Consider the following 1,629-nt stretch of genomic DNA (forward strand, 5'->3'; position numbering starts at 1 on the left):
GCCGCCGCGATCGCGGCCGGGTTCGAGTTCGCGAGCTTGAAGTTGTCGAGCGCGCCGCGCGTGGGCTGGATCGTGAACGAGTCGCCCGCGTTCATCGCGCCGCTCACCGTGAGGTTCAGGCCGTTGATCGTGCCTGTCGTCGCGGGCGACGCGAAGCTGCCGAGCGCCTTGCCGGTCGTCTTGTCCGACAGCGTGTAGTTCGTGCCGTCGAAGGACAGCGTGTAGTCGCCGGTGGGCGGCTGGGTCGGGTCCGCGATTGAAACGCCGACGTTGCCGGTGCCCGTATTGCGCACGTTCGAATAAACCAGCGGGCTTCCCACCGAGAACAGGTCGCCGCCGGGCTGCCCGTTCAGGTCGAGGCCGAGCGCGTTCTGCTTGTTCAGTTGCGCCGCGAAGCTCGTCGCGATTGCGCCGAGCTGGGCCTGGGCGGGATCGAGCGTCTCGTTGCGGAAGTCGAGCAGGCCGCCGACCGTGCCGCCGGTGAACGCCGAATCCGGGAGGTAGTGCAGTTGCGCGGGCGTCAGCGTCGAGCCGTCGCTGCTCTTGAACGCGATGGAGAGTTCGCTCGGGTCCGACGGCGACGGCGCTGTCTGCAGGCCGTATTGACTGTTGCCGACGACGAGCGGCTGGCCGTTGCCGATGAACACGTTGTAGTTACCGTCCGTCTGCACGACCTGCACGCCGACGAGCGCGCTCAGGTTCGACACGGCGAGATCGCGCTGATCGAGCAGCTGGTTGGGCGGCTGGCCTTGCGCGCTCGCGATGCTGATCTGCTTGTTGAGATCCGCGATCTGTTGCGAGTAGGTGTTGATCTGCGTGACGGCGCTCGTCAGTTGTGTGTTGACGCTCTGCCGCAGCTGGTCGTATTGCGCGCCGGCCGCGGTGATCTGGTCCGCGAGCGTCTGGGCGCTGCTCATCAGCGACTGGCGCGACGCCGTGCTGCCCGCCGTGTTCGCCACCGACTGAAGTCCGCTGAAGTAGCCGCTGATGCCTGTGGCGATGCCCTTGGTCGGGTCGCCGACGAGGTTGTTCAGCTGCGCGATAAGCGAGAAGTACGTGTTGGCGGAGCTGCTCGACGACTGCGTGTTGTTGAGCTGCGTCGTGAGGTACTGGCTGTAGGAGCGTGCCACCGTGGCGGTCTGCACGCCGCCGCCGAGGTAGCCGGAGCCCGTGTATTGACCGGATGCCTCCTGGTACACGACCTTTTCGAGCGTGTAGCCGGGCGTGGCGGCGTTGCTGATGTTCTGTCCAGTCGTCGTCAGTCCCCACTGGGCTGCATTCAGACCGCTGAGACCGATATTGAAGATGTTATTGGACATGCATGAATCCTGGTGAGGCGGCGTCGCCTGGCCGCCGCTTGACGAGAACTGCTCTATATATCGGCCGCTCGCGCTGGAAGTTGAGTTTTTTGTCGCCCGGACGTTTTGGTAGGGGGCCGGGTGCTGCGGCGCGGTGCGCAAGACGCGATAAGGGCATTATCGGGGGCGCTGCTCGCGGGTGATCGTGAGAGAAACGGGGGGATTTGGTGCTAATTCGTACGGGGAGGGCGCTGGCGCTTGGGGTTGGGGTCGCTGTTCCTGGTGGTTGGACTGTTTGTGATGGGCTTCGGCTTCTGTGAAACTTGCTTTG

The 1,629-nt window shown here is 64.8% G+C and carries 1 protein-coding gene; it reads right to left on the bottom strand.

Translation table 11 applies throughout. From position 1 onward, the window contains the following. On the bottom strand, positions 1–1,319 hold a 1,319-nt coding region (gene flgK / locus BG61_RS38360; protein WP_035943602.1), incomplete at its 3' end, for a flagellar hook-associated protein FlgK. Positions 1,320–1,629: the final 310 nt, after the last annotated feature.

This window comes from Caballeronia glathei, from assembly GCF_000698595.1.
Taxonomy (GTDB): Bacteria; Pseudomonadota; Gammaproteobacteria; order Burkholderiales; family Burkholderiaceae; genus Caballeronia; species Caballeronia glathei.